This window comes from Nonomuraea sp. NPDC050733, assembly GCF_040654215.1.
GTDB lineage: Bacteria > Actinomycetota > Actinomycetes > Streptosporangiales > Streptosporangiaceae > Nonomuraea.
On sequence record NZ_JBFAHO010000008.1, the window covers coordinates 1 to 20,912 of the forward strand.

Annotated in this window: 24 protein-coding genes; 22 read left to right on the forward strand and 2 right to left on the reverse strand. The window is 66.6% G+C overall.

Translation table 11 applies throughout. The features are described 5' to 3' along the window. Together rpoB and AB0H64_RS16260 are read left to right on the forward strand one after the other, a co-directional pair. Positions 1-3,270, forward strand: a 3,270-nt coding sequence (gene rpoB / locus AB0H64_RS16255) for a DNA-directed RNA polymerase subunit beta (RefSeq protein WP_357624565.1), incomplete at its 5' end; no start/stop codon positions are given. A 17-nt stretch (positions 3,271-3,287) separates the two neighbouring features. Further along, positions 3,288-7,163, forward strand: coding sequence for a DNA-directed RNA polymerase subunit beta' (locus AB0H64_RS16260; protein WP_357624567.1), 3,876 nt, complete (start codon positions 3,288-3,290; stop codon positions 7,161-7,163). Between the two features lie 138 nt (positions 7,164-7,301). Here AB0H64_RS16260 and AB0H64_RS16265 read toward each other — a convergent pair whose 3' ends face one another. Both AB0H64_RS16265 and AB0H64_RS16270 read right to left on the reverse strand, forming a co-directional pair. Further along, the gene (locus tag AB0H64_RS16265; protein WP_357624569.1) at positions 7,302-7,535 is read right to left on the reverse strand and encodes a helix-turn-helix transcriptional regulator; all 234 of its coding nucleotides are present in this window, start codon (positions 7,533-7,535) and stop codon (positions 7,302-7,304) included. After that, positions 7,535-8,251, reverse strand: a complete 717-nt coding sequence (locus AB0H64_RS16270) for a DUF2975 domain-containing protein (protein ID WP_357624572.1) — start codon at positions 8,249-8,251, stop codon at positions 7,535-7,537. The genes AB0H64_RS16265 and AB0H64_RS16270 overlap by 1 nt, the downstream gene beginning before the upstream one ends. A 469-nt stretch (positions 8,252-8,720) precedes the next feature. Here AB0H64_RS16270 and rpsL point away from each other — a divergent pair, with 469 nt between their 5' ends. From rpsL to rpsH, 20 genes are all read left to right on the forward strand, one after another. After that, a complete protein-coding gene (gene rpsL / locus AB0H64_RS16275) occupies positions 8,721-9,095 on the forward strand; it encodes a 30S ribosomal protein S12 (RefSeq protein WP_020542315.1) in 375 nt (124 codons plus the stop codon). Between the two features lie 2 nt (positions 9,096-9,097). Further along, on the forward strand, positions 9,098-9,568 hold the full coding sequence (rpsG, locus tag AB0H64_RS16280; protein ID WP_055505082.1) for a 30S ribosomal protein S7: 471 nt from the start codon (positions 9,098-9,100) through the stop codon (positions 9,566-9,568). A 39-nt stretch (positions 9,569-9,607) separates the two neighbouring features. Then, positions 9,608-11,707, forward strand: coding sequence for an elongation factor G (gene fusA / locus AB0H64_RS16285; RefSeq protein ID WP_357624576.1), 2,100 nt, complete (start codon positions 9,608-9,610; stop codon positions 11,705-11,707). 166 nt (positions 11,708-11,873) lie between these two features. Next, on the forward strand, positions 11,874-13,067 hold the full coding sequence (tuf, locus tag AB0H64_RS16290; protein ID WP_175587904.1) for an elongation factor Tu: 1,194 nt from the start codon (positions 11,874-11,876) through the stop codon (positions 13,065-13,067). Between the two features lie 272 nt (positions 13,068-13,339). Beyond that, the gene (rpsJ, locus tag AB0H64_RS16295) at positions 13,340-13,648 is read left to right on the forward strand and encodes a 30S ribosomal protein S10 (protein WP_030912931.1); all 309 of its coding nucleotides are present in this window, start codon (positions 13,340-13,342) and stop codon (positions 13,646-13,648) included. A gap of 14 nt (positions 13,649-13,662) precedes the next feature. After that, the gene (gene rplC, locus AB0H64_RS16300; protein WP_148439698.1) at positions 13,663-14,316 is read left to right on the forward strand and encodes a 50S ribosomal protein L3; all 654 of its coding nucleotides are present in this window, start codon (positions 13,663-13,665) and stop codon (positions 14,314-14,316) included. Then, on the forward strand, positions 14,313-14,975 hold the full coding sequence (gene rplD / locus AB0H64_RS16305) for a 50S ribosomal protein L4 (protein ID WP_357624579.1): 663 nt from the start codon (positions 14,313-14,315) through the stop codon (positions 14,973-14,975). The genes rplC and rplD overlap by 4 nt, the downstream gene beginning before the upstream one ends. After that, the gene (gene rplW / locus AB0H64_RS16310; protein ID WP_357624582.1) at positions 14,975-15,277 is read left to right on the forward strand and encodes a 50S ribosomal protein L23; all 303 of its coding nucleotides are present in this window, start codon (positions 14,975-14,977) and stop codon (positions 15,275-15,277) included. Before rplD ends, rplW begins: the two co-directional genes overlap by 1 nt. A gap of 106 nt (positions 15,278-15,383) precedes the next feature. After that, positions 15,384-16,220, forward strand: a complete 837-nt coding sequence (gene rplB / locus AB0H64_RS16315) for a 50S ribosomal protein L2 (protein ID WP_310708524.1) — start codon at positions 15,384-15,386, stop codon at positions 16,218-16,220. An 11-nt stretch (positions 16,221-16,231) separates the two neighbouring features. Continuing rightward, positions 16,232-16,510: a 30S ribosomal protein S19 gene (gene rpsS / locus AB0H64_RS16320; RefSeq protein ID WP_310708523.1), complete on the forward strand. Its 279-nt coding sequence runs from the start codon at positions 16,232-16,234 to the stop codon at positions 16,508-16,510. Positions 16,511-16,537: 27 nt separating this feature from the next. After that, complete coding sequence (gene rplV / locus AB0H64_RS16325) at positions 16,538-16,891, forward strand: 50S ribosomal protein L22 (RefSeq protein ID WP_148036781.1); 354 nt, start codon at positions 16,538-16,540, stop codon at positions 16,889-16,891. After that, positions 16,891-17,739 (forward strand): 30S ribosomal protein S3, encoded by an 849-nt coding sequence (gene rpsC / locus AB0H64_RS16330; protein ID WP_357624586.1) that lies wholly within the window; start codon positions 16,891-16,893, stop codon positions 17,737-17,739. The genes rplV and rpsC overlap by 1 nt, the downstream gene beginning before the upstream one ends. Positions 17,740-17,741: 2 nt before the next feature. After that, positions 17,742-18,161, forward strand: coding sequence for a 50S ribosomal protein L16 (gene rplP / locus AB0H64_RS16335; RefSeq protein WP_253768403.1), 420 nt, complete (start codon positions 17,742-17,744; stop codon positions 18,159-18,161). Next, positions 18,161-18,397 (forward strand): 50S ribosomal protein L29, encoded by a 237-nt coding sequence (gene rpmC / locus AB0H64_RS16340; protein ID WP_357624589.1) that lies wholly within the window; start codon positions 18,161-18,163, stop codon positions 18,395-18,397. Before rplP ends, rpmC begins: the two co-directional genes overlap by 1 nt. Further along, entirely contained in the window at positions 18,390-18,686 is a 297-nt protein-coding gene (rpsQ, locus tag AB0H64_RS16345; RefSeq protein ID WP_357624591.1) for a 30S ribosomal protein S17, read from the forward strand. The genes rpmC and rpsQ overlap by 8 nt, the downstream gene beginning before the upstream one ends. Positions 18,687-18,869: 183 nt before the next feature. Continuing rightward, positions 18,870-19,241, forward strand: coding sequence for a 50S ribosomal protein L14 (rplN, locus tag AB0H64_RS16350; protein ID WP_026214151.1), 372 nt, complete (start codon positions 18,870-18,872; stop codon positions 19,239-19,241). Positions 19,242-19,252: 11 nt separating this feature from the next. Then, a complete protein-coding gene (rplX, locus tag AB0H64_RS16355) occupies positions 19,253-19,546 on the forward strand; it encodes a 50S ribosomal protein L24 (protein ID WP_357625087.1) in 294 nt (97 codons plus the stop codon). Next, the gene (gene rplE / locus AB0H64_RS16360; RefSeq protein WP_310708517.1) at positions 19,546-20,121 is read left to right on the forward strand and encodes a 50S ribosomal protein L5; all 576 of its coding nucleotides are present in this window, start codon (positions 19,546-19,548) and stop codon (positions 20,119-20,121) included. Before rplX ends, rplE begins: the two co-directional genes overlap by 1 nt. A 2-nt stretch (positions 20,122-20,123) precedes the next feature. After that, positions 20,124-20,309 (forward strand): type Z 30S ribosomal protein S14, encoded by a 186-nt coding sequence (locus AB0H64_RS16365; RefSeq protein WP_357624593.1) that lies wholly within the window; start codon positions 20,124-20,126, stop codon positions 20,307-20,309. A gap of 189 nt (positions 20,310-20,498) precedes the next feature. Then, positions 20,499-20,897 (forward strand): 30S ribosomal protein S8, encoded by a 399-nt coding sequence (rpsH, locus tag AB0H64_RS16370; RefSeq protein ID WP_357624595.1) that lies wholly within the window; start codon positions 20,499-20,501, stop codon positions 20,895-20,897. Positions 20,898-20,912 lie beyond the last annotated feature (15 nt).

The window sequence follows — 20,912 nt, forward strand, 5'->3', positions numbered from 1 at the left end:
GAGATCTTCGAAGAGATCAGTCCCATCGAGGACTTCTCGGGGACCATGTCCTTGTCGTTCCGCGACCACCGGTTCGAACCGCCCAAGTACTCAGTAGATGAGTGCAAAGACAAGGACATGACCTTCTCCGCCCCGATGTTCGTGACGGCGGAGTTCATCAATAACACCACCGGTGAGATCAAGAGCCAGACGGTGTTCATGGGCGATTTCCCGCTCATGACCCCGAAGGGCACCTTCATCATCAACGGCACCGAGCGTGTCGTGGTCTCCCAGCTCGTCCGATCGCCCGGTGTCTACTTCGAGCGCAACGTCGACAAGACGTCCGACAAGGACCTCTACGGCTGCAAGGTGATCCCCTCGCGGGGCGCCTGGCTCGAGTTCGAGATCGACAAGCGCGACAGCGTCGGTGTGCGCATCGACCGCAAGCGCAAGCAGGCCGTCACCGTGCTTCTCAAGGCACTGGGATGGACCAACGACCAGATCCTCGAGCGCTTCGGCCAGTACGAGTCGATGCGCGCCACCCTGGAGAAGGACCACACGGCCGGCCAGGACGACGCGCTGCTCGACATCTACCGCAAGCTCCGTCCGGGCGAGCCGCCGACCAAGGAGTCGGCGCAGACCCTGCTGGAGAACCTGTACTTCAACCCCAAGCGGTACGACCTCGCCAAGGTGGGTCGTTACAAGATCAACAAGAAGCTCGGGGTCGCCAGCGAGATCACCCAGGGCACGCTCACCGAAGAGGACATCGTCGCCACCATCGAGTACATCGTCCGGCTGCACGCCGGCGAGGAGTCGATGCCGGCGGCCGAGGGTGCGCCGATCGACACCGTGATCGTGGAGATCGACGACATCGACCACTTCGGCAACCGCCGTCTGCGCAGCGTCGGCGAGCTGATCCAGAACCAGGTCCGCCTGGGCCTGGCCCGCATGGAGCGGGTCGTCCGCGAGCGCATGACCACGCAGGACGTCGAGGCCATCACGCCGCAGACCCTGATCAACATCCGCCCGGTCGTGGCGTCGATCAAGGAGTTCTTCGGCACCTCGCAGCTGTCGCAGTTCATGGACCAGACCAACCCGCTGGCCGGCCTGACGCACAAGCGGCGTCTGTCCGCGCTGGGCCCCGGCGGTCTGTCGCGTGAGCGGGCCGGCTTCGAGGTCCGTGACGTGCACCCGTCCCACTACGGCCGGATGTGCCCGATCGAGACCCCTGAGGGCCCGAACATCGGCCTGATCGGCTCGCTGGCCTCCTACGGCCGCATCAACGCGTTCGGCTTCGTCGAGACGCCGTACCGCAAGGTCGTCGACGGCAAGGTGACCGACCAGATCGACTACCTCACCGCCGACGAGGAGGACCGCTTCGTCAAGGCGCAGGCCAACACGGTGCTCAACCCGGACGGGTCGTTCGCCGAGTCCCGCGTCCTCGTGCGCACCAAGGGCGGTGAGACCGAGCTGGCCCGTGCCGAGGAGGTCGACTACATCGACGTGTCGCCGCGCCAGATGGTGTCGGTCGCCACCGCGATGATCCCCTTCCTCGAGCACGACGACGCCAACCGCGCGCTCATGGGCTCCAACATGCAGCGCCAGTCGGTGCCGCTGCTCAAGAGCGAGGCGCCGCTGGTCGGCACCGGCATGGAATACCGTGCCGCGACCGACGCCGGTGACGTCATCAGCGCCGAGAAGGCCGGTGTGGTCGAGGAGGTCTCCGCCGACTACGTCACCGTCATGAACGACGACGGCACGCGCACCACCTACCGGGTCGCCAAGTTCAAGCGCTCCAACCAGGGCACCTCCTTCAACCAGAAGCCCATCGTCGCCGAGGGCGACCGGGTCGAGGTCAACCAGGTCATCGCCGACGGTCCCTGCACCGACAACGGCGAGATGGCCCTGGGCAAGAACCTGCTCGTGGCGTTCATGCCATGGGAGGGCCACAACTACGAAGACGCGATCATCCTGTCCCAGCGGCTGGTGCAGGACGACGTGCTGTCCTCGATCCACATCGAGGAGCACGAGGTCGACGCCCGTGACACCAAGCTGGGCCCGGAGGAGATCACCCGGGACATCCCCAACGTCTCCGAGGAGGTCCTGGCCGACCTCGACGAGCGCGGCATCATCCGCATCGGCGCCGAGGTGGTCCCCGGCGACATCCTCGTCGGGAAGGTCACGCCGAAGGGCGAGACCGAGCTGACGCCCGAGGAGCGGCTGCTGCGCGCGATCTTCGGTGAGAAGGCCCGCGAGGTCCGTGACACCTCCCTGAAGGTGCCGCACGGCGAGCAGGGCAAGGTCATCGGCGTCCGCGTCTTCTCCCGCGAGGAGGGCGACGAGCTGCCCCCCGGTGTCAACGAGCTGGTCCGCGTGTACGTGGCCCAGAAGCGGAAGATCACCGACGGTGACAAGCTGGCCGGCCGGCACGGCAACAAGGGCGTCATCTCCAAGATCCTGCCGGTCGAGGACATGCCGTTCCTGGAGGACGGCACCCCGGTCGACATCATCCTCAACCCGCTGGGCGTGCCCGGCCGGATGAACGTCGGCCAGGTGCTGGAGACCCACCTCGGGTGGATCGCCGCCAGGGGCTGGGACATCTCCGGCATCCAGGAGGCCTGGGCCGAGCGGCTGCGCGACAAGGGCTTCGAGAAGATCGAGCCGCGCACCAACATGGCCACCCCGGTCTTCGACGGCGCCCACGAGGAGGAGATCGTCGGCCTGCTCGGCGCCACCGTGCCCAACCGCGACGGCGACCGGATGGTCCAGGCGAGCGGCAAGGCGCGCCTGTTCGACGGCCGCTCCGGCGAGCCGTTCCCGTACCCGATCTCGGTCGGCTACATCTACATCCTGAAGCTGCTCCACCTGGTCGACGACAAGATCCACGCCCGCTCGACCGGCCCGTACTCCATGATCACCCAGCAGCCGCTCGGCGGTAAGGCCCAGTTCGGCGGCCAGCGCTTCGGTGAGATGGAGGTGTGGGCGCTGGAGGCGTACGGCGCCGCCTACGCCCTGCAGGAGCTCCTGACCATCAAGTCCGACGACGTCCTCGGCCGCGTGAAGGTCTACGAGGCCATCGTCAAGGGCGAGAACATTCCCGAGCCCGGCATCCCCGAGTCCTTCAAGGTGCTCATCAAGGAGATGCAGTCGCTCTGTCTCAACGTCGAGGTGCTGTCCAGCGACGGCATGTCGATCGAGATGCGCGACACCGACGAGGACGTCTTCCGCGCCGCGGAGGAGCTCGGTATCGATCTGTCCCGGCGTGAGCCGAGCAGCGTGGAAGAAGTCTGAGGGGGAGATCGCACACAATGCTAGACGTCAACTTCTTCGACGAGCTCAGGATCGGCCTCGCCACGGCCGACGACATCCGCCAGTGGTCGCACGGCGAGGTCAAGAAGCCGGAGACCATCAACTACCGCACCCTCAAGCCGGAGAAGGACGGGCTCTTCTGCGAGAAGATCTTCGGCCCGACCCGTGACTGGGAGTGCTACTGCGGTAAGTACAAGCGCGTCCGGTTCAAGGGCATCATCTGTGAGCGCTGCGGCGTCGAGGTGACCCGGGCCAAGGTGCGCCGTGAGCGGATGGGCCACATCGAGCTGGCCGCCCCGGTCACGCACATCTGGTACTTCAAGGGCGTCCCGTCGCGCCTCGGCTACCTGCTCGACCTCGCCCCGAAGGACCTGGAGAAGGTCATCTACTTCGCGGCGTACATGATCACGCATGTCGACACCGAGATGCGTGAGCGTGACCTGCCCTCGCTGGAGGCGAAGATCTCCGTCGAGCGGCAGCACATCGAGCAGCGCCGCGACGCCGACGTCGAGGCCCGGCAGAAGAAGCTCGAGTCCGACCTGGGCGAGCTGGAGGCCGCCGGCGCCAAGGGCGACCAGCGCCGCAAGGTCCGCGAGGGCGCCGAGCGCGAGATGCGTCAGCTCCGCGACCGGGCCCAGCGCGAGCTGGACCGGCTGGACGAGGTCTGGAGCCGCTTCAAGAACCTCAAGGTCCAGGACCTCGAGGGCGACGAGCTGCTCTACCGCGAGATGCGCGACCGCTTCGGCCGCTACTTCAAGGGCGGCATGGGCGCGCAGGCGATCCAGGACCGTCTGATCAGCTTCGACCTCGACGCCGAGGCCGAGAACCTGCGCGAGACGATCCGCAGCGGCAAGGGCCAGAAGAAGGCCCGCGCCCTCAAGCGGCTCAAGGTCGTGTCGGCGTTCCTCAACACCACCAACTCGCCGCGCGGCATGGTGCTCGACTGCATCCCGGTCATCCCGCCGGACCTGCGCCCGATGGTGCAGCTCGACGGTGGCCGGTTCGCGACCTCCGACCTGAACGACCTGTACCGCCGGGTCATCAACCGGAACAACCGCCTCAAGCGTCTGCTCGACCTCGGCGCGCCCGAGATCATCGTGAACAACGAGAAGCGGATGCTCCAGGAGGCCGTGGACGCGCTGTTCGACAACGGCCGTCGCGGTCGCCCGGTCACCGGTCCCGGCAACCGTCCGCTGAAGTCCCTCAGCGACATGCTGAAGGGCAAGCAGGGCCGCTTCCGCCAGAACCTGCTGGGCAAGCGAGTCGACTACTCCGGCCGTTCGGTCATCGTCGTCGGCCCGCAGCTCAAGCTGCACCAGTGCGGTCTGCCCAAGCAGATGGCGCTGGAGCTGTTCAAGCCGTTCGTGATGAAGAGGCTCGTGGACCTCAACCACGCGCAGAACATCAAGTCGGCCAAGCGGATGGTCGAGCGCGCCCGCCCCGTGGTGTGGGACGTGCTGGAAGAGGTCATCACGGAGCACCCGGTGCTGCTCAACCGCGCACCGACGCTGCACCGTCTCGGCATCCAGGCGTTCGAGCCGCAGCTGGTCGAGGGCAAGGCCATCCAGATCCACCCGCTCGTCTGCACCGCGTTCAACGCGGACTTCGACGGCGACCAGATGGCCGTGCACCTGCCGCTGTCGGCCGAGGCCCAGGCCGAGGCACGCATCCTGATGCTCTCGACCAACAACATCCTCAAGCCGGCCGACGGCAAGCCCGTGACGATGCCCACCCAGGACATGGTCATCGGCCTGTACTGGCTGACGACGCAGAAGGACGGCGCGGTCGGCGAGGGCCGGGTCTTCGGCTCGATCGCCGAGGCGCAGATGGCCTTCGACCGTCGCGAGCTGGAGATCCAGGCGAAGATCCAGATCCGGCTGAAGGACGTCCTTCCGCCGCGTGAGTGGGTCGCGCCGGAGGGCTGGGAGCAGGGCGACCCGATCCGTCTGGAGACGACGTTCGGCCGGTGCCTGTTCAACCAGACGCTGCCCGCGAGCTACCCGTTCGTCAACTTCCAGGTCGGCAAGAAGCAGCTGTCCACGATCGTGAACGAGCTGGCCGAGACCTACCCCAAGGTCGAGGTCGCCAACTCGCTCGACGCGCTCAAGGACGCGGGCTTCCGCTGGGCGACCCGTTCCGGCGTCACGATCGCCATCGACGACGTCGTCGCGCCGCCGAACAAGTCCGACATCATGGAGAACTACGAGCGCCGCGCCGACAAGGTGCAGCGTGAGTACGAGCGCGGTCTGATCACCGACGAGGAGCGCCGTCAGGAGCTCATCGAGATCTGGACGCACGCGACGGCCGACGTCGAGACCGACATGGTCAACGCCTTCCCGGCGACCAACCCGGTCTGGATGATGGTCAACTCCGGCGCCCGAGGCAACAAGATGCAGGTGCGTCAGATCGCCGGCATCCGTGGCCTGGTGTCCAACACCAAGGGTGAGACGATCCCGCGTCCGATCAAGGCCTCGTTCCGCGAGGGCCTGTCGGTGCTGGAGTACTTCATCTCCACCCACGGTCAGCGGAAGGGTCTCGCCGACACCGCCCTGCGGACCGCCGACTCGGGTTACCTGACCCGTCGTCTGGTGGACGTGGCGCAGGACGTCATCGTGCGCGAGATCGACTGCGGCACCGACCGCGCGGTCCCGCTGCACGTCGGCGAGCGCGACGCGTCGGGCAACCTGGTCAAGGCCGAGAACGCCGAGTCCAACGTGCACGGCCGCATCCTGGCCGAGGACGTCGTGGTCGACGGCAAGGTCATCGCGGCCGAGGGTGTCGACATCAACGACAACCACGTGACCGCGCTGGTCGCGGCCGGCATCGAGACCGTCCGCACCCGCAGCGCGCTCGTCTGCGAGGCGAAGATCGGTGTCTGCGCGACCTGCTACGGCCGGTCGCTGGCCACCGGCAAGCTGGTGGACGTCGGCGAGGCGGTCGGCATCATCGCCGCCCAGTCGATCGGTGAGCCGGGCACGCAGCTGACGATGCGTACCTTCCACACCGGTGGTGTGGCCGGTGCCGACATCACGCACGGTCTGCCCCGAGTCCAGGAGCTGTTCGAGGCGCGCATCCCCAAGGGTGTCGCCCCGATCTCCGAGGCGGAGGGCCGGGTCCGCATCGACGAGACCGACAAGGCCAGGAAGCTCATCATCACGCCGGACGACGGTTCGGAGGAGATCGCCTACCCGGTCTCGATGCGCTCGCGCCTGCTCATCTCCGACGGCCAGCGCGTCAGCGTCGGCCAGCAGCTGGTCGCCGGTGCCGTCAACCCCAACGAGGTGCTGCGCATCCTCGGCCCGCGGGCCGTGCAGCTGCACCTGGTGGCGGAGGTCCAGCAGGTCTACCGGTCGCAGGGTGTGTCGATCCACGACAAGCACATCGAGATCATCGTGCGGCAGATGCTCAAGCGCGTGAACGTGCTGGAGTCCGGTGACACCGACCTGCTGCCCGGCGAGCTCGTGGAGCGTCCGCGCTTCGAGCTGATGAACCGCGAGACGGTGGCGGAGGGCGGCTCGCCGGCCGCCGGCCGTCCGGTGCTCATGGGCATCACGAAGGCGTCGCTCGCCACCGAGTCGTGGCTGTCGGCGGCCTCCTTCCAGGAGACGACCAGGGTCCTGACGGACGCGGCGATCCACGCCAAGTCCGACTCGCTCCTGGGCCTGAAGGAGAACGTCATCATCGGTAAGCTCATCCCCGCCGGTACGGGCATGCCCCAGTACCGCAACATCCGGGTCGAGCCGACCGAGGAGGCCAAGGCCGCCATGTACACCGTGGGTGGCTACGACGGCTCCGCGGCCGACTACACCTTCGGCACCGGCAGCGGCGAGGCCGTTCCGCTGGAGGAGTACGACTTCGGCCAGTACAACCGGTAGTTCGGGACCCGTCCCGCACGTGACGCGCCCGGGTGCCTCCTCTGGAGGCCCCGGGCGCGTCCCGTTGTCCGGGAAGTCGTAGCCCTCGCTGCCGCTCACGCCCCCGCGGAGAAGGACAGCGAGCATCGCGCCGGCGGGCTACCGACGGGGGGTGAAGGACAGCAGGTCGCCCGGCTGGCAGCCGAGCACCTCGCAGATCTTGGCCAGGGTCGAGAAACGGATCGCCTTGGCCCGGTTGTTCTTGAGGATCGACAGGTTCACGTTGGTGATGCCGACCCGGTCGGCCAGCTCCACCAGCGTCATGCCGCGCTCCTCGAGCAGCCGGTCCAGGTGGACCTCGATGGCGTCCTCGGAGTTGTCGGCGGGTGGCATCAGACGGTTCCTTCGAGTTCCTCACGCATGGACGCGCCTACACGGACGACCTTCGCCATGACGACGAGGCCGATCCCGGCGACCAGGAACGCCCAGGGGACGCTCCAGTTGAACAGGGCATGCTCCCAGGGCCGCCTGAGGGTGGTGGCCACCATCGACTCGGCCAGGCCGGTCTCGGTGAGCGTCGTGTAGAGCGACGAGACGAGCGTACCGGCGGCCAGGAAGACGCCGAGGAACCGCAGGCGCCGGACGACCACCTCGTCGAATCCGCCCTCCCGCCGGGCCACTCGGATCAGCCGTTCGAGCATGAGAAGCGCCGCCAGCAGCACGAGTGTGGTGGCGAACCGGGAGCTCTGATACAGGAGCTGGGTGCCGAAGGAGGAGTCGTCCCTGCAGAGCTTCGGCATGGGCTCGACGACCTCGACGCCGCTGGCCAGCGGGAAGAGGGATGGTTCGCTGCGGGGCGGGTCCGCCTTCTCGGCCGCCTTCACGGCCTCCAGCAGCTTCGGGTCCTCGAGGACGTTGCCCTTCACACTGCTCACGCCCGGTGACGCCGCGCACACCAGGCTCTGGTTGCCCCGGCTGCCGAAGGCGTTCTCGCCGCCGGTCACGGCCGCGCGGCCGATCTCGTACGCCGTCACGCCGGCGAGGAGCGCGAGGAGGACGCGCACGGTGATCGCCGTCCACCGCAGATGGGCTGCTTCGCGGGAAGGCATGTAGCCCCTCCGTATCGTTGATCGATATTATCGAAAGTCGATGGTATCGAGTTTCGATACAAAGTCAACGGAATCCCGGCTGCCGGTGTGACGAGAAGCGCGACGAAGCACGGCGCGGGCCGGATATCATGGCTGCGGAGCAGTAGTCCCGGGCCTTGATGAGATGGCCGCTGCGATCCGGAGTGGTAAGGCTTATCCGCTTTGCCGCGCCGTTTTGACGTGTCGCAGTGACCTAGGTAGTCTTGAGCATCGTGCCCGTTACTATGCGGGCTTTCGACCGTGCGCTCGTTTTGGGAGCGCGGGACGGCTTCCTGGCTCGTAATCCGCGGGGATGTGTCTGTGCGAACAGCGCGACACGCCCGACCGCGGGGGCGCCGGGAGCAAGCAAGAACAGCAGGTCATGACACCGGCAGTACCTGCGAATCGCACAACTTGACGTACACCGGCCAAGGCACGAAACGGAGTGGCAGTGCCCACTATTCAGCAGTTGGTCCGCAAGGGCCGGCAGGACAAGGTCTCAAAGACCAAGACTCCTGCCCTCAAGGGGAGTCCGCAGCGCCGCGGCGTCTGCCAGCGCGTCTACACCACGACCCCGAAGAAGCCCAACTCGGCACTGCGCAAGGTGGCCCGTGTTCGGCTCACCAACGGCATCGAGGTCACGGCCTACATCCCCGGTGTGGGTCACAACCTGCAGGAGCACTCCATCGTGCTCGTGCGTGGCGGTCGTGTGAAGGACCTGCCGGGTGTTCGCTACAAGATCATCCGCGGCTCGCTTGACACCCAGGGTGTCCGCAACCGCAAGCAGGCCCGTAGCCGCTACGGCGCGAAGAAGGAGAAGAGCTAACAATGCCTCGCAAGGGTTCTCCTGGCCGTCGTCAGCTCATGGCTGACCCGGTTTACAGTTCGCCGCTGGTCACCGCCCTGATCAACAAGGTGCTCCTGGACGGCAAGCGCTCCATCGCGCAGTCGATCGTCTACGGCGCCCTCGAGGGCTGCAGGGACAAGACCGGCAACGACCCGGTCGTCACCCTCAAGCGCGCGCTCGACAACGTCAAGCCGACCCTCGAGGTCCGCAGCCGCCGCGTCGGTGGCGCGACCTACCAGGTGCCGGTCGAGGTGCGCGCCGCGCGCAGCACCACCCTGGCCCTGCGCTGGCTGGTGCAGTACTCCCGCGCCCGCCGCGAGAAGACCATGACCGAGCGCCTCATGAACGAGCTCCTCGACGCCAGCAACGGCCTCGGGGCGAGCGTCAAGAAGCGCGAGGACACCCACAAGATGGCCGAGTCCAACAAGGCCTTCGCCCACTACCGCTGGTAACCCCGGCGGGTTCGACGAGACGACGAGGACGCGAGAGAAGTGGCCACCACGACCGCTCTTGACCTGGCCAAGGTCCGCAACATCGGGATCATGGCCCATATCGACGCGGGCAAGACCACCACGACCGAGCGCATCCTGTTCTACACCGGCATCAACTACAAGATCGGTGAAGTCCACGAGGGCGCTGCCACGATGGACTGGATGGAGCAGGAGCAGGAGCGCGGCATCACGATCACGTCCGCCGCGACGACCTGCGAGTGGCTCGGTCACACCATCAACATCATCGACACCCCGGGTCACGTCGACTTCACGATCGAGGTGGAGCGTTCGCTCCGCGTCCTCGACGGTGCGGTCGCCGTGTTCGACGGTGTCGCTGGTGTCGAGCCGCAGTCGGAGACGGTGTGGCGCCAGGCTGACCGCTACGAAGTTCCCCGCATCTGCTTCGTGAACAAGATGGACCGTGTCGGCGCGGAGTTCCACCGCTGCGTCGACATGATGGTCGGCCGTCTGGGCGCGACCCCGGCGGTCATCCAGCTTCCGTGGGGCGTTGAGGCCGACTTCAAGGGCGTCATCGACCTCATCAAGATGAAGGCCCTCATCTGGAGCGCCGAGGCGGCGAAGGGCGAGATGTACGACACCGTCGACATCCCGGCCGACCACGCCGAGGCCGCCCGTGAGTGGCGCGACCGGCTCATCGAGACCGTCGCCGAGAACGACGACGAGCTGATGGAGCTCTTCCTCGAGGGCACCGAGCCCACCGAGGAGCAGCTGATCGCGGCCATCCGCCGCGCCACGCTGGCCAGCGCCATCAACCCGGTTCTCTGCGGCACCGCGTTCAAGAACAAGGGCGTGCAGCCCCTGCTCGACGCGATCGTGGCCTACCTCCCCGCCCCGACCGACATCCCGGCCTTCAAGGGCCACGCGGTCGGCAAGGAGGAAGAGGTGATCGAGCGTCACGCGGACCCGACCGAGCCGTTCTCCGCTCTGGCCTTCAAGATCGCCAGCGACCCGCACCTGGGCAAGCTCACCTACATCCGCATCTACTCGGGCACGCTCGAGACCGGTTCACAGGTTGTCAACTCTGTGAAGGGGAAGAAGGAGCGGATCGGCAAGATCTACCAGATGCACGCCAACAAGCGCGAAGAGCGCCCGACGGCGATCGCCGGTCAGATCGTCGCCGTGATGGGTCTGAAGGACACCACCACGGGCGACACCTTGTCCGACCCGACCAACCAGGTCGTGCTCGAGTCGATGACGTTCCCGGCTCCGGTCATCAACGTCGCCATCGAGCCCAAGACCAAGGGCGACCAGGAGAAGCTCTCGACCGCCATCCAGCGGCTGGCCGAGGAGGACCCGTCCTTCCAGGTCCGTCGTGACGAGGAGACCGGTCAGACGGTCATCTGGGGCATGGGCGAGCTCCACCTGGAGATCCTGGTCGACCGGATGCGCCGCGAGTTCAAGGTCGAGGCCAACGTCGGCCGTCCTCAGGTCGCCTACCGCGAGACCATCCGCCGCAAGGTGGAGAAGCTCGACTACACCCACAAGAAGCAGACCGGTGGTTCCGGTCAGTTCGCGCGGGTGATCATCAACCTCGAACCGCTGGGCGAAGGCAACGACGGCTACGAGTTCGAGAACAAGGTCACGGGTGGCCGCATCCCGAGGGAGTACATCCCCTCGGTCGACGCGGGCGCTCAGGAGGCCGCCGAGTTCGGCGTGCTGGCCGGCTACCCGATGGTGGGCGTGAAGGTGACGCTGACCGACGGTGCCGCGCACGACGTCGACTCCTCGGAAATGGCGTTCAAGATCGCTGGCTCGATGGCCTTCAAGGAGGCCGCGCGCAAGGCGGACGCCGTGCTTCTCGAGCCGATGATGGCCGTCGAGGTCACCACGCCCGAGGACTACATGGGTGACGTCATCGGTGACCTCAACGGTCGCCGCGGGCAGATCCAGTCCATGGACGAGCGGGCCGGCGCCCGCGTCGTCACGGCGCTCGTGCCGCTGTCTGAGATGTTCGGCTACGTTGGTGACCTGCGTAGCAAGACGCAGGGGCGCGCGAGCTACAGCATGCAGTTCGACTCCTACTCGGAGGTGCCTCCGGGCATCGCCAAGGAGATCGTCGCGAAGGCCCGGGGCGAATAGTCCCGGGACCCCACCAGGCCGGGGCGCCGGTTCGCCGGCGCCTGGCCGTTGAAGAGGCCTCGGCCTCTGGCGGGGTGGTGCGAGCCGCCCCGCCGCCTAGGGGTTCGGGAAGACCCGGGCCCGAGTGTGCAGACGAAAGTCAGTCAGATTCTCAAGGAGAGAACCAGTGGGCAAGGCCAAGTTCGAGCGGAACAAGCCGCACATGAACATCGGCACCATTGGGCATATCGACCACGGTAAGACCACGCTGACCGCGGCGATCACCAAGGTGCTCCACGACCGTTACCCCGAGCTGAACCAGGCTACGCCGTTCGACAAGATCGACAAGGCGCCCGAGGAGAAGGCCCGCGGCATTACGATCTCCATCGCGCACGTCGAGTACCAGACCGAGAAGCGCCACTACGCCCACGTGGACTGCCCCGGTCACGCCGACTACGTGAAGAACATGATCACCGGTGCCGCTCAGATGGACGGCGCGATCCTCGTGGTCGCCGCCACCGACGGCCCGATGCCGCAGACGAAGGAGCACGTCCTCCTGGCCCGCCAGGTCGGCGTCCCCTACATCGTCGTGGCCCTCAACAAGTCCGACATGGTGGACGACGAGGAGATCCTGGAGCTCGTCGAGCTCGAGGTTCGTGAGCTCCTGTCCGCTCAGGAGTTCCCCGGCGACGACCTGCCGGTCGTCCGCGTCTCCGCGCTCAAGGCTCTTGAGGGCGACGAGAAGTGGGCCGACAGCATCATCGAGCTGATGAACGCCGTCGACGAGAACGTGCCCGAGCCGCCCCGTGAGACGGAGAAGCCGTTCCTCATGCCGGTCGAGGACGTGTTCTCGATCACCGGTCGTGGCACGGTCGTCACCGGCCGTATCGAGCGCGGCATCGTCAAGGTCAACGAGCAGGTCGACATCATCGGCATCAAGCCGGAGAAGACGACCACCACCGTCACCAGCATCGAGATGTTCAACAAGATGCTCGACGAGGGTCACGCGGGCGACAACGCCGCGCTGCTGCTCCGCGGCATCAAGCGCGACGACGTCGAGCGCGGCCAGTGCATCATCAAGCCGGGCACGACCACCCCGCACACCGAGTTCGAGGGCCAGGTCTACATCCTGTCCAAGGACGAGGGCGGCCGCCACACGCCGTTCTTCAACAACTACCGCCCGCAGTTCTACTTCCGTACGACTGACGTGACCGGTGTCGTGCACCTCCCCGAGGGCACCGAGATGGTCATGCCGGGCGACAACACCGAAATGCGCGTTGAGCTGATCCAGCCCATCGCCATGGAGGAAGGCCTCAAGTTCGCGATCCGTGAGGGTGGCCGCACCGTCGGCGCCGGTCGGGTCACGAAGATCATCAAGTAGCGCGATCGCGGAGCGGCGGCCGGCCCTCCTATCCAGGGACGGCCGCCGCACCACGACAGGGCCGGAGCCGTGAGGCTCCGACCAGGCCCCACGCAAAGCCGTGATCTCGCAGTGGCTTCGGCAGTGACCGAAGTAACTGCCGGATCACGGAAGAATCGGCAGATCATCTGCGTCTGTCACGTGGGGCCATGCGGGTTCACGCCCGCGACCGATCAGCGGCAACAGGCCGCACGATACTTTTTCAGACGACAGCGAAGGACACCGAGGCCACTATGGCGGGACAGAAGATCCGCATTCGGCTCAAGGCCTATGACCACGAGGTCATCGACGTTTCGGCCAAGAAGATCGTCGAGACGGTGACGCGGACTGGTGCGAAGGTCGCGGGCCCGGTGCCGCTGCCGACCGAGAAGAACGTGTACTGCGTCATCCGCTCGCCGCACAAGTACAAGGACAGCCGCGAGCACTTCGAGATGCGCACGCACAAGCGGCTGATTGACATCATCGACCCGACGCCCAAGACCGTCGACTCGCTCATGCGGCTCGACCTCCCCGCGGGCGTCGACATTTCGATCAAGCTCTGAGGGATCACACTGACATGGCTAAGACGATCAAGGGCGTCCTGGGCAAGAAGCTCGGCATGACCCAGGTCTTCGACGCGGACAACCGGCTCGTACCGGTCACCGTGGTCGAGGCCGGTCCGTGTGTGGTGACTCGTGTCCGCACCGCGGAGAAGGACGGCTACTCCGCCGTCCAGCTCGGCTTCGGGCAGGTCGACCCCCGGAAGGTCAACAAGCCGCTCGGCGACTACCTGCGCAAGCACGACATCACCCCGCGCCGTTACTTCGCGGAGATCCGCACCGACGACGCGAGCGACTACACCCTGGGCCAGGAGCTGCTGGCCGACACCTTCGAGGCCGGCCAGTTCGTCGACGTGACGGGCAAGAGCAAGGGCAAGGGCTTCGCCGGTGTCATGAAGCGGCACGGCTTCGGTGGTCTGGGCGCGTCGCACGGTACGCAGCGCAAGCACCGCTCGCCGGGTTCCATCGGTGGCTGCGCCACCCCGGGCCGCGTGTTCAAGGGTCTGCGCATGGCTGGTCGGATGGGTAACGTCCGCACCACTGTGCAGAGCCTCAAGGTTCACGCCGTCGACGCCGAGAAGGGACTCATCCTCATCAAGGGTGCGATCCCCGGCGCCAACGGCAGCCTGGTCCTCGTCCGCACCGCTGCAAAGAAGGGGGCTGCCAAGTGACCAGCATTGACGTCCTCGACGCCAGCGGCGCCAAGGCGGGCACCGTCGACCTCCCCGAAGACATCTTCGGCACCAAGGTCAACATTCCTCTGATCCACCAGGTGGTCGTGGCCCAGCTCGCCGCTCGCCGGCAGGGCACCCACAAGGCCAAGACCCGTGGTGAGGTCAGCGGCGGCGGCAAGAAGCCGTACCGCCAGAAGGGCACCGGCCGCGCCCGTCAGGGCTCGACCCGCGCCCCGCAGTTCACCGGTGGTGGCGTCGTCCACGGCCCGGTGCCGCGCGACTACTCGCAGCGCACGCCCAAGAAGATGAAGGCCGCCGCCCTGCGCGGTGCCCTGTCGGACCGGGCCGGCGGCGGTCGCGTGCACGTGGTGAGCGGCCTGGTCGAGGGGGAGACCCCGAAGACCAAGGCGGCGCTGCAGGCCCTGCGTAACATCACGCAGGCCAGGTCCGTCCTCCTCGTCGTCGACGAGGCTGACGAGCGCACCTGGATGAGCCTGCGCAACGCCCCGGAGGTCCACCTGCTGGACGCCGGGCAGCTCAACACCTACGACGTGCTCTGCAACGACGACGTGGTCTTCACCCGTGAGGCCTACGACCAGGTCGTGGCGCGGCTGTCGGCTCAGGCGGCAGCTCAGAGTGAGAAGGAAGACGCCTGATGGAGAAGATCGCCGACCCGCGCGACGTCATCATCAAGCCGGTCGTCTCCGAGAAGAGCTACGGCCTGATCGATGAGAACAACAAGTACACGTTCCTGGTGAGGAAGACCGCGAACAAGACCCAGGTCAAGATCGCCGTTGAGCAGATCTTCGGGGTCAAGGTCACCAACGTGAACACGATCAACCGGCAGGGCAAGCGCAAGCGCACCCGCACCGGTTACGGCAAGCGTCCCGACACCAAGCGCGCGATCGTGAGCCTGGTCGAGGGCGATCGGATCGACATCTTCGGTCAGATCGGCTAGCAGCCACAGAAAGAGAGCGGGCCGCGAGGTCCGTGAAGGGCTTGAGACCGTCGCACTTCGGTGCGGCGGGCTCACCCATGTAACCGACGAAGGATGAACGAAAAAGATGGGCATCCGTAAGTACAAGCCGACGACTCCGGGTCGCCGCGGCTCGAGTGTCTCGGACTTCTCCGAGATCACGCGCAGCACGCCCGAGAAGTCGCTGCTTGCGCCCCTTCACAACAAGGGCGGCCGCAACGTACACGGCCGGGTCACCGCGCGCCACCAGGGCGGCGGTCACAAGCGCGCCTACCGGATCATCGACTTCCGTAGGCATGACAAGGACGGCATTCCGGCGAAGGTCGCTCACATCGAGTACGACCCCAACCGCACCGCCAACATCGCTCTGCTGCACTACGCCGACGGCGAGAAGCGCTACATCATCGCGCCGACCGGCCTGAAGCAGGGCGACCGCATCGAGAACGGCCCCGCTGCCGACATCAAGCCGGGCAACTGCCTGCCGCTGCGCAACATCCCCACGGGTACCTTCATCCACGCGGTGGAGCTCCGTCCGGGCGGCGGCGCCAAGCTCGGCCGCTCCGCGGGCGCCCAGATCCAGCTGCTCGCCAAGGAAGGCCAGTACGCCACCCTGCGTATGCCGTCCGGTGAAATGCGCATGGTCGACGTGCGTTGCCGGGCGTCGGTCGGCCAGGTCGGCAACGCCGAGCAGGCCAACATCAACTGGGGCAAGGCCGGCCGTATGCGGTGGAAGGGCAAGCGCCCGACCGTCCGCGGTGTCGCGATGAACCCCGTCGACCACCCGCACGGTGGTGGTGAAGGCAAGACCTCTGGTGGTCGCCACCCGGTGAACCCCAAGGGCAAGCCCGAGGGCCGCACCCGCCAGGCCAACAAGTCCAGCGACCGGCTGATCATCCGTCGTCGGAGCAAGAGGAAGAAGCGGTAGGAGCAGCCGAAATGCCACGTAGCCTTAAGAAGGGTCCCTTCGTGGACGAGCACCTTCAGAAGAAGGTCGACGTCCAGAACGAGAAGGGCACCAAGAACGTCATCAAGACGTGGTCGCGGCGCTCCATGATCGTGCCTGACATGCTCGGGCACACGATCGCCGTTCACGATGGCCGCAAGCACGTGCCGGTGTTCGTCACCGAGGCGATGATCGGCCACAAGCTGGGAGAGTTCGCCCCGACGCGCACCTTCCGCAGCCACGTCAAGGAAGACCGCCGCAGCCGGCGATAGAGCCTTCAGAAGTAAGAGGAGTAAGCGATGGAAGCCAGGGCTCAGGCGCGGTTCGTCCGCGTCACGCCCCAGAAGGCCCGCCGTGTGGTGGACCTTATTCGCGGGCTGCCCGCTTCGGAGGCGCAGGCCGTGCTGCAGTTCGCTCCCCAGTCGGCGAGCGAGCCTATCTACAAGGTGCTCAGCAGCGCCGTGGCGAACGCTGAGCACAACTTCGACCTCGACCCGCAGACGCTCGTCGTCAGCCGGGCGTGGGTCGACGAGGGCCCGACGCTGAAGCGGTTCCGTCCGCGTGCACAGGGTCGCGCCTATCGGATCAACAAGCGGACGAGCCACATCACTGTGATCGTGGAGTCCCGCGAGCCGAAGGGAAGGACCCGATAGTGGGCCAGAAGGTTAACCCGCACGGGTTCCGCCTCGGCATCACGACCGACTTCAAGAGCCGGTGGTACGCCGACAAGCTGTACAAGTCGTACGTCGCCGAGGACGTGGCGATCCGCCGCATGCTGCAGAAGGGCATGGAGCGGGCCGGCATCTCCAAGGTCGAGATCGAGCGCACGACGGACCGCGTGCAGGTGGACATCCACACCGCGCGTCCCGGCATCGTGATCGGCCGGCGCGGCGCCGAGGCGGACCGTATCCGTGGTGACCTGGAGAAGCTGACCAAGAAGCAGGTCCAGCTCAACATCCTCGAGGTCAAGAACCCGGAGATCGACGCGCAGCTCGTCGCGCAGGGCGTGGCCGAGCAGCTGTCCAGCCGTGTCTCGTTCCGCCGTGCCATGCGCAAGGCGATGCAGTCGGCCATGAAGTCGGGCGCCAAGGGCATCCGTGTCCAGTGCTCCGGCCGTCTGGGCGGCGCTGAGATGTCGAGGTCGGAGTTCTACCGCGAGGGTCGTGTGCCGCTGCACACGCTCCGCGCGGACATCGACTTCGGTTTCTACGAGGCCCGTACCACCTTCGGCCGCATCGGCGTGAAGGTGTGGATCTACAAGGGTGAGGCTCCGACGAGCCGCGCCGAGCGCGAGGCGGCCGCTGCCGGTGCCCGTGCCGGCCAGCGTCGCGAGCGTGACGACCGTAGGGGTGGCGGCGGCGACCGTCCCCGTCGCGGTGGTGGCGCCGGTGGCGCCCGCCGTGGTGGCGGCCGTGGTGACCGCGCCCCCAGGACTGAGGCGGCCGCGCAGGCTGCCCCCGAGACCGGCCCGGCTGCGCAGCCGGGTGCTGAAGGGAGCTGACCATGCTGATCCCGCGCAGGGTCAAGCACCGCAAGCAGCACCGGCCTGACCGCAGCGGAGCCGCCAAGGGCGGCACCAGGGTCGTGTTCGGCGAGTTCGGCATTCAGGCGCTTGAGCACTCCTACGTGACCAACCGCCAGATCGAGTCGGCTCGTATCGCCATGACCCGCCACATCCGTCGTGGCGGCAAGGTGTGGATCAACATCTACCCCGACCGTCCGCTCACCAAGAAGCCGGCCGAGACCCGCATGGGTTCCGGTAAGGGCTCCCCCGAGTGGTGGATCGCCAACGTCAAGCCCGGACGCGTGATGTTCGAGCTGTCCGGCGTGGCGGAGCCGGTCGCGCGCGAGGCGCTTCAGCGCGCGATCCACAAGCTCCCGATGAAGTGCAAGATCGTTAAGCGTGAAGTGGGTGAGGCGTGATGGCTAAGGGCCTGACCGCCGGCGAGCTGCGGGTGGAGGACCAGGACACCCTGGTCCAGAAGCTCAAGGAAGCCAAGGAGGAGCTGTTCAACCTCCGCTTCCAGGCGGCGACCGGTCAGTTGGAGAGCCACGGGCGGCTGCGTGCTGTCCGCCGCGAGATCGCCCGTATCTACACCGTGATGCGCGAGCGTGAGCTCAACATCGTCACGGTCGAGAAGGAGACGAGCGATGGCTGAGACCGAGACCACCGAGACCACCGAGACGAACGACGACTCGCGGAACTTCCGCAAGGTCCGTGAGGGCCTGGTCGTCAGCGACAAGATGGACAAGACCGTCGTCGTCGCCGTCGAGGACCGCGTCAAGCACCGTCTGTACGGCAAGGTCATCCGCCGTACGACCAAGTACAAGGCGCACGACGAGTCCAACGCCTGTGGCGTGGGCGACCGTGTGCTTCTGATGGAGACTCGTCCGCTCTCCGCCACCAAGCGGTGGCGGGTCGTCGAGATCCTCGAGAAGGCCAAGTAACCCTTCTCGGATATACCGCGCCTCGTGGGGGGTGGAGACACCCCCCATGACGGTGTCCAAGGACGTGGGAGCTTCCCTCGTCGCCTGCGGTGCGGCTCTACGGAGTTGTGGCCGGAGGACCAAGAAACAGACGGGTTCCGCCAGGCTCAGCGATGAGAACCGGCGCGACTAACAGGAGTAATCGTGATCCAGCAGGAGTCGCGGCTCAAGGTCGCCGACAACACGGGTGCCAAGGAGATTCTCTGCATCCGCGTTCTCGGCGGTTCGGGCCGACGCTACGCCGGTATCGGCGACGTCATCGTCGCCACTGTCAAGGACGCGCTGCCGGGCAGCACGGGCGTCAAGAAGGGCGACGTGGTCAAGGCCGTCATCGTCCGCACGGTCAAGGAGCGCCGCCGGCCCGACGGCTCCTACATCCGCTTCGACGAGAACGCCGCCGTCATCATCAAGGACAGCGGTGACCCTCGCGGCACTCGTATCTTCGGCCCGGTCGGCCGTGAGCTGCGCGACAAGAAGTTCATGCGCATCATCTCGCTCGCGCCGGAGGTGCTGTAATGCCCAAGCAGCTGCACGTGAAGAAGGGCGACCTCGTCCAGGTCATCGCCGGCAAGGACAAGGGCGCCAAGGGCCACGTCATCGCCACCCTCCCCGACAGGGACCGCGTGGTGGTCGAGGGCGTCAACATGATCAAGAAGCACACGAAGGAGACCCACCAGGGTCCGCGCGGCGCCAAGACCGGCGGCGTGCAGACCATGGAGGGCGCCATCCACGTGAGCAACGTGAAGAAGCTCAAGGATGACAAGCCCGCCGACAAGAAGGCCGACGAGAAGAAGGCCGACGAGACGGGTGAGGACAGCTGATGACTGCCACGACCACTGAGACCGAGCGCCCGACGCCGCGCCTCAAGACGAAGTACCGCGAGGAGATCGCGGCCAAGCTTCGCGAGGACTTCGGCATCGAGAACGTCATGCAGATCCCCGGCCTGGTGAAGATCAAGGTCAACATGGGTGTCGGCGAGGCGGCTCGCGACTCGAAGCTCATCGAGGGCGCCGTTCGCGACCTCACCGTGATCACCGGCCAGAAGCCGGCCGTCGTCCGGGCCCGCAAGTCCATCGCCCAGTTCAAGCTGCGCGAAGGCATGCCGATCGGCGCGCACGTCACGCTTCGCGGCGACCGCATGTGGGAGTTCCTCGACAGGCTGCTGTCGCTGGCGCTGCCCCGCATCCGTGACTTCCGCGGCCTGTCGCCGAAGCAGTTCGACGGCAACGGCAACTACACGTTCGGTCTGACCGAGCAGGTCATGTTCCATGAGGTCGACCAGGACAAGGTCGACCGGCCGCGGGGCATGGACATCACGATCGTGACCACCGCGAAGACCGACGACCAGGGCCGGGCGCTGCTGAAGCTCCTCGGCTTCCCCTTCAAGGAGGCCTGATCATGGCGAAGAAGTCGCTGATCGCCAAGGCTAATCGCAAGCCGAAGTTCGAGGTCCGGGCCTACACCCGGTGCACGCGCTGCGGTCGTCCCCGCGCCGTCTACAGGAAGTTCGGCCTGTGCCGCGTCTGCTTCCGTGAGATGGCGCACCGGGGCGAGCTGCCTGGCATCACCAAGTCCAGCTGGTAGTTACCCTGTGGGGGCGGCGTGACGTCGCCCCCGCGGGCTGCCGGCCGTACATAGCAAGCGAAACGCTGACAAACCCAGGGCGCTCTCACCGAGAGCACCCATGACCACGCCGAAGGTCCACCGGCAGAGCGGTGCAGAAGCACTCGATGCTTCGCCGACTGGAAACCGCGGCGAGGAAGGCCACTGGCCATGACGATGACCGACCCCATCGCAGACATGTTGACGCGTCTGCGCAACGCGAACTCGGCGTACCACGAGAGTGTGACTATGCCGTATTCGAAGATCAAGGCGCACATCGCCGAGATCCTCCAGCAGGAGGGCTACATCCAGTCTTGGACCGTCGAGGACGCCAAGGTTGGCAAGAACCTCGTGGTGGAGCTCAAGTTCGGGCCGACCCGTGAGCGGTCGCTCGCGGGCCTGCGCCGGGTCTCCAAGCCCGGTCTGCGGGTCTATGCGAAGAAGGACAACCTGCCTCGAGTCCTGGGCGGGCTCGGCGTCGCGATCATCTCGACGTCCGCCGGCCTCATGACCGACAAGCAGGCCGGCAAGCGTGGTGTGGGCGGGGAAGTCCTCGCCTACGTCTGGTAGAAGGGAGTAACACAG